Origin of the sequence: Lysobacter enzymogenes (genome assembly GCF_017168095.1) — a bacterium.
GTDB lineage: Bacteria > Pseudomonadota > Gammaproteobacteria > Xanthomonadales > Xanthomonadaceae > Lysobacter > Lysobacter enzymogenes_D.
This window is the reverse complement of sequence record NZ_LXSD01000365.1, coordinates 1-6,117: the sequence shown is the minus strand read 5'-3', so window position 1 is coordinate 6,117 and position 6,117 is coordinate 1. Positions and strand designations below refer to the sequence as shown.

Below are 6,117 nucleotides of genomic sequence, written 5' to 3'. Positions count from 1 at the left end.
CTTTGTGGCTTTGGACAAAGAAAGTGACCCGGCCGCTTGCGGACGGAAGCCTTTGATCTTGGCTTGTCGTCAAGCGCAGCCAACGGGCTTAGGCAAAGTTTGTCGTAGGTGCGGTGTCGCGGTCGCGACTTGCGTCGCTCCTACAGGGGGATACGAAACTGGACGGCGATCCGGCAGGAGCGGTGAAAGCCGCGACCGCGAAACCGCAGCAACGCCCCCCTCAGCGCCTCAAACCGTCCCGCGATTCTTGCCGATGAACGGCCGGCAATACTCGCGAATGCGCTGCATGTCCGCATCCATATCCTCGCCCAGATGAAACGCCGGCCCGATGCCGATCACCTTGTCGGGATAGTGGAAATACGCCAGCACCACCGGCACATCCGCGCTCTTGGCGATCTTCCAAAAGCCCGCCTTCCACTTCTCCACCCGCTTGCGCGTGCCCTCCGGCGCGATGCCGAGCCAGAACTTTTCCGCGCCCTTGATCATCGCCACCGCCTGGTCGATCACCCCGTGCGCCGCGCTGCGGTTGATCGGGATCACCCCGAAGCGGCGCAGCATGAAGCCCACCACCGGCACCTTGAACAGCGATTCCTTGGCGATGATGTTGACGTTCAGGCCCATCGCCGCCTTGGCCGCGAACGCCCACACCCCGTCCCAGTTGGACGAGTGCGGAATGCCGATCAGCACCGCGCGCGGGATGTCGGGGAACTGGCCGACCATGCGCCAGCCGCCCAGGCGCAGGATCGTGCGGCCGATCCACTGCGCCAGCCGGCTGCGCTTGACCCGCGGCACGTTGGGCGGCAACGGCAGCACCACCGAACCGTCGGGCGCGCCGGGCGGATGCTGGAGTTTGGCGTGGGCGGCGCCGTCCGTGGGGGTCTGGGGTTCGGCTGACATGCAGTCTCCGTGGGCTCGCGGTTCAATCCCACTCGCGCTGCGAGCGGGCGCGCTTGGTCTGGCCGCGCTCGCGCTTGGCGCCGAGGCGGCGCTCCTTGGCGGCGCGGCTGGGCTTGGTGGCCACGCGCGGCTTGGGCGCGCGCAGGCCGCTGTCGACGAACGCGGCCAGGCGCTCGCGCGCGTCCTCGCGGTTGCGTTCCTGGGTGCGGAAGCGCTGGGCGCTGATCACCAGCACGCCGTCGTTGGTCACGCGCCGGTCGCGCTTGGCCAGCAGCCGCTCGCGCACGGCCTCGGGCAGCGACGGCGACTGGGCGACGTCGAAGCGCAATTCCACCGCGGTGGCGACCTTGTTGACGTTCTGCCCGCCCGGACCGGTCGACCGCACGAAGCGTTCGACCAGTTCCGTCTCGGGAATGGTGATGGCCATGCTCTCCTCCGCCGGCGATTGTAGTCGGCGGCGGCCGTTCGTCCATGACGGGGTGTTGACGGCGCTCACAGCAGCGCGCGGCTTGGGCGCGGTTTGAACGACGATGCCGGCGCAATCGCGCCAAGTCGCGGGGGCGTCGTTGACGCGGCCGGCGCCCGGGGGGACCATGGCGGTCCACGCTCGATCCGTGCGCTCCAAGGAGGAACCTCGCATGCAGCGCCCGCTCCGTCCGTCCGCCCCGCTGTGGCCGGCCGTCCTGGTCCTCGCCGTCCTGTCCGCCGCGGCGCCCGCCGCCAGCGCCCAGGCGATTCCGCAGCGCTACGATCCGGCCAACGTCAACAGCCAGCTCAACAATCCCGCGTTCCAGCGCCGCATGGTCCGCGCCGCGCGCTCCGGCACCCAGACGCTGCCCGGCCGCCCGGCCGACAACCGCGCCCTCGGCCAGTTCGACCAGGTCCAGAGCCAGGCCCTGCAGCAGATGCAAAGCACCTTCAGCCGCATGCCGCAGGACCAGCAGGTCGATGCGCGCGCGCTGCAGACCCTGTCGCAGACGCCGGAAGGCCGCCTGGTGCTGGAACAGCTCGCCGCCGAGCAGCGCCGCGCTCCAGCCGCCTACGGCGCGCAAGGCCGCGGCGCGCAGAGCGAATACGATCAGTTGTTCCAGCAGGCCTATCCCGACGGCATGCAGGGCCCGGCGCCGTCGGTGTCCTCGCGCAACGGCTACGCACCGCGCTCCTCGGTCGGCGGCGCGCTCGGCGGCGCGCTGCTGCAGGACATCACCAACGCCGCGATCCAGCGCTCGCTCGGGCCGCGCGTGCAGGTGCAAGGCAATACCTACTATTACGAAGACCGGCCGCGGCGCCGACCCTGAGCGCCGGCCGTTGCGGCCTACCGGGCCCGAATACGCTCCAGCGCGAGCGTATTCGGGCCCGGCGTCGTTTCAGCGCCGCGTTTTAGCGTTTGTCCGCATCGGACCCGACGCGCGTGCGCCGGCTCAGCCGGCGCGTTCGAACAAGGCCAGCGCCTTGGCGAACTCCGCATCCGCCGGCGCGGTCGCCTCGATCCGCTGGCCGCTGTGCGGATGCGCGAACGCCAGGCGCTGCGCGTGCAGCAGCATGCGGTGGATGCCGAGCATGCGGAAACTGCGGTTGTGGCGGCCGTCGCCGTGGCTGGTGTCGCCGATCAGATGATGCGACAGGTGCTTGAGGTGGCGGCGGATCTGGCGGAAGCGCCCGGTCAGCGGCTGCGCCCGCAGCAGCGCATAGCGCGAGGTGGCGAACCCCGCCGACGGCAGCGCCAGCTCGGTCCGCGCCAGCACCGCGAAGCGGGTCTGCGCCGGCTTCTTGAGCGGCTTGCCGGGGCCGCCGTCGAGATCGTGGTCGACCTCGAACGCATCCTGCGCCGGCCAGCCGCGGCACACCGCCAGATAGTCCTTCTCGACCTCGCGCGACATCAGCACCTTGCCCAGGGCCGAGGCGGTGTCGCGGTCGAACGCCAGCAGCAGGCAGCCGCTGGTGGCGCGGTCGAGCCGGTGGACCAGGAAGATCGGCCGGCCGAACTGCTCGCGCAGGCGATCGGCGGCGAAGTCGGTCTCGCCGCGCGCCAGCGCGCTGTCGTGAACCATCAGCCCCGCCGGCTTGTCGATGATCGCCAGGGCCTGGTCGGCGTACAGCACCGGCAGGCCGTCGGCGCCGGCGACGGCCGCTGCGGCGCTCGCGTCGGCGCGGGTAAGGTCTGAACTGAGCATCGCAGTAGGCGCGGCGGCGGCCGGCAGGGGGTGATCGGGCCCCATTGTCGTCCATGCCTTCGGGCGGCGCAGCCCCGCCGCCTGCGCCACCGAATCCGTCTTCCCGTACAAAGGCCGTCCATGTCCGCACCGCAACGTCTCGCCGTTCCGCTCGCCCTGGCCCTGAGCCTGGCCCTCGCCGGCGCCCGCGCCGAACCCGCGCGCCCGCCGCAGGGGGTCGCCGCCGGGCCCTGCGTGGAAGGCATCTGCGAATACCGTCTGGGCAACGGCCTGCGCGTGCTGCTGTTCCCCGATGCGAGCCGGCCGACGGTGACGCTGAACCTGGTCTACCGGGTCGGCTCGGCGCAGGAGAACTACGGCGAAACCGGCATGGCCCACCTGCTCGAGCACATGCTGTTCAAGGGCACCGCGGACCATCGCGACATCCCCGCGCAGATGAAGAAGCGCGGCATCGACTTCAACGCCACCACCACCCAGGACTACACCAACTACTACGGCGCCTTCCCCGCCGACGAGGCCACCCTGGACTGGCTGCTGGCGCTGGAAGCCGACCGCATGGTCCATTCCGACATCGCCAAGGCCGACCTCGACAGCGAGATGACCGTGGTCCGCAACGAAATGGAGGCCGGCGAAAACAGCCCGTTCGGCGCCCTGGACGAACGCACGCGCTCCGCCGCCTACCTGTGGCACCACTACGGCCACAGCACCATCGGCGCGCGCAGCGACGTCGAGCACGTGCCGATCGAGCGCCTGCGCGCCTACTACCGCACCTGGTACCGGCCCGACAACGCGACCTTGGTGATCGCCGGCCGGATCGATCCGCAGCGCACGCTCGACGCGGTGGCGCGCCGCTTCGCCGGCGTGGCCAGGCCGGCGCAGCCGATCCCGGCGTTCTACACCCGCGAGCCGGCCCAGGACGGCGAACGCGAAGTGGTGGTGCGCCGGGCCGGCGATGTGCGCCTGCTGATGGCGGCCTACCACACCCCCGCCGCCGCCCACGCCGACGCCGCGCCGCTGGCGGTGCTGGACGAGCTGCTCGGCCGCGTCCCGGGCGGGCGCCTGCACAAGGCCCTGGTCGAGACCGGGCTGGCCGAGAGCGTTGGCGCCGGGGTCGACGCCCTGCGCGATCCGGGCCTGTTCAGCGCCCAGGTCGCGCTGGCCAAGGGCGGCGACGCGGCCAAGGCGCAGCAGGCGCTGCTGGCGCAGTTGGAAGGCATCGCCCAGCGTCCGGTCGACGCGGCCGAAGTCGACGCCGCCAGGCAGCGCATCCTCAACGCCTACGAGCAGGCCTACACCAACGTCTCGGGCGTGGCGCTGGGCCTGTCCGACCCGATCGCCGCCGGCGACTGGCGCCTGTATTTCCAGTTCCGCGATGCGGTCGCCAAGGTCGACGCCGACGCGGTCAACCGGGTCGCGCGCGCCTACCTGCGCGCGAGCAACCGCACCCTGGGCCGGTTCGAACCCAGCGAAAGGCCCGACCGGGTCGAGGTGCCGCAGGCGCCGGACGCGGCCGAAGCGCTCAAGGGTTATGTCGGCCAGGCCGCGGTCGACGCCGGCGAGCAGTTCGATCCGAGCCCGGCGAACCTGCAGGCGCGCACCCGCACCGTGACCATCGACACCGGCGTCGGCGCCGGCCTCAAGCTGGCCCTGCTGCCGAAGAAGACCCGCGGCAACACGGTGACGTTCTCGGCCAACTTCCGCTTCGGCGAGGTCGAGGCGCTGCGCGGGCGCGATGTCGCCGCCGCCGTGGCCGGCGCGATGCTGATGCGCGGCGGCGCCGGCCTCAGCCGCGAGCAGATCGACGCGCGCTTCCAGGCGCTCAAGACCGGCGCGCGCGTCGGCGGCGGCCTGCAGTCGGCCTCGATCGGCCTGCAGACGCGCCGCGACCAGCTCGCCGACGCGGTCGCGCTGGCGGCCGCGCTGCTGCGCGACCCCGCGTTCTCCGAAGCCGAGTTCGAACAGTACCGGCGCCAGGCGATCACCGGCCTGGAGGCGCAGCGCCAGGAACCCGACGCGCTGGCCGCGCAGGCGATGGCGCGCCACTTCGATCCGTGGCCGGTCGGCCATCCGCTGCACGCGCGCAGCCTGGACGAATCGCTGGCGGCGATCCGCGCGCTCAAGCGCGAAGAGCTGCGCGCGTTCCACCGCGAGTTCTACGGCAGCGCCGAGGGCGAGATCGCCGTGGTCGGCGATTTCGATCCCCACGCGCTGGAGCGCCAGTTGCGCGCGCTGTTCGCGGCCTGGAAACCCGGCCACGCGTTCGCGCCGATCGCCACGCGCTACACCGCGGTCGCGCCGGAACAGCGCCGGTTGCAAACCCCGGACAAAGCCAACGGCGTGCTGCTGGCGCGCGCCAACCTGTCGCTGAAGGAAACCGACCCCGACTACCCGGCGCTGGTCGCGGCCAACTACATCCTCGGCGGCGGCATGAAATCGCGCCTGACCGACCGCATCCGCCAGAAAGACGGCCTGAGCTACGGCGTGAGCAGCGGCCTGGACGCCGACGTCAGCCGCGACGGCCGCGACGACGACGGCAACTGGAGCGTGCAGGCCATCGCCGCGCCGCAGAACCTGGACCGGGTCGAACGCGCCACGCGCGAAGAACTGACCCGCCTGGTCGAACGCGGCGTCGCCGCCGACGAACTGCGCGACGCCGTCTCGGGCCTGCTGACCCAGCGCGAACAAGCCCGCGCCTCCGACGCCACCGTCGCCGGCCTGCTCAGCCGCAACCTGTTCTTCGGCCGGACCTTGCAGTTCAGCGCGGACCTGGACGCCAAGCTCAAGGGCTTGACCGTGGAATCGGTGAACGCGGCGATCCGCCGTCACCTGAAACCGCAAGACTTCAGCGTCTACCTGGCCGGAGATTTCGAAGCGGCGAAGATGGCCAGCGCAAAGTAGGCCTGCACGGGCAGCGAGCCGAGACAACAGTATCGCCGCCGCTGTTGCTGTTGCTGTTGCTTTTCGCTCCCCCCGCCGCCCCGAGCTCGCCACAGGCAACCAGAGACCCGAAGGGCGGCGCGCACGATGCGCGCCGTGCGCCACCCAG

Annotated in this window: 5 protein-coding genes; 2 read left to right on the top strand and 3 right to left on the bottom strand. The window is 71.5% G+C overall.

What is annotated here, in order from left to right; all coding sequences use genetic code 11:
• Positions 1-228 precede the first annotated feature (228 nt).
• Both A7A76_RS14615 and arfB read right to left on the bottom strand, forming a co-directional pair.
• Positions 229-897 (bottom strand): 1-acyl-sn-glycerol-3-phosphate acyltransferase, encoded by a 669-nt coding sequence (locus tag A7A76_RS14615; RefSeq protein WP_206411867.1) that lies wholly within the window; start codon positions 895-897, stop codon positions 229-231.
• A 22-nt stretch (positions 898-919) separates the two neighbouring features.
• Positions 920-1,324: an alternative ribosome rescue aminoacyl-tRNA hydrolase ArfB gene (gene arfB, locus A7A76_RS14610; RefSeq protein ID WP_206411866.1), complete on the bottom strand. Its 405-nt coding sequence runs from the start codon at positions 1,322-1,324 to the stop codon at positions 920-922.
• A 211-nt stretch (positions 1,325-1,535) separates the two neighbouring features.
• Here arfB and A7A76_RS14605 point away from each other — a divergent pair, with 211 nt between their 5' ends.
• Entirely contained in the window at positions 1,536-2,195 is a 660-nt protein-coding gene (locus tag A7A76_RS14605) for a hypothetical protein (RefSeq protein WP_206411865.1), read from the top strand.
• Positions 2,196-2,318: 123 nt separating this feature from the next.
• Here A7A76_RS14605 and A7A76_RS14600 read toward each other — a convergent pair whose 3' ends face one another.
• Positions 2,319-3,071 carry a pseudouridine synthase gene (locus A7A76_RS14600; RefSeq protein WP_241200949.1) on the bottom strand — a complete coding sequence of 251 codons (753 nt, stop codon included), beginning with the start codon at positions 3,069-3,071 and terminating at the stop codon, positions 2,319-2,321.
• Positions 3,072-3,191: 120 nt separating this feature from the next.
• Here A7A76_RS14600 and A7A76_RS14595 point away from each other — a divergent pair, with 120 nt between their 5' ends.
• Complete coding sequence (locus A7A76_RS14595) at positions 3,192-5,969, top strand: M16 family metallopeptidase (RefSeq protein WP_206411863.1); 2,778 nt, start codon at positions 3,192-3,194, stop codon at positions 5,967-5,969.
• The last annotated feature ends 148 nt before the right edge of the window (positions 5,970-6,117 follow it).